Source organism: Acetobacter cibinongensis (assembly GCF_000963925.1).
GTDB classification, from domain to species: Bacteria; Pseudomonadota; Alphaproteobacteria; order Acetobacterales; family Acetobacteraceae; genus Acetobacter; species Acetobacter cibinongensis.
This window is the reverse complement of the sequence record NZ_BAMV01000065.1, coordinates 1-213: the sequence shown is the minus strand read 5'-3', so window position 1 is coordinate 213 and position 213 is coordinate 1. Positions and strand designations below refer to the sequence as shown.

Below are 213 nucleotides of genomic sequence, written 5' to 3'. Positions count from 1 at the left end.
CTGCTGGTCTGGGCATGGCCGTGGCGCACCATCTGCGTGCCGAGGAAGACCCTGCCTACGCAGAACGCAACGTTATTGCTGTCATCGGTGATGGCTCCATTTCCGCCGGGATGGCCTATGAGGCCATGAACAACGCCGCCGTGGCGGGCCCCGGTGCGGAACGGCTGATCGTCATTCTTAACGATAACGAGATGTCCATTGCGCCGCCCGTTG

The 213-nt window shown here is 62.0% G+C and carries 1 protein-coding gene; it reads left to right on the top strand.

Annotation, left to right across the window (positions count from 1 at the left end):
• Positions 1–213, top strand: a 213-nt coding sequence (locus tag Abci_RS13830) for a 1-deoxy-D-xylulose-5-phosphate synthase N-terminal domain-containing protein (protein WP_280513029.1), incomplete at both ends; no start/stop codon positions are given.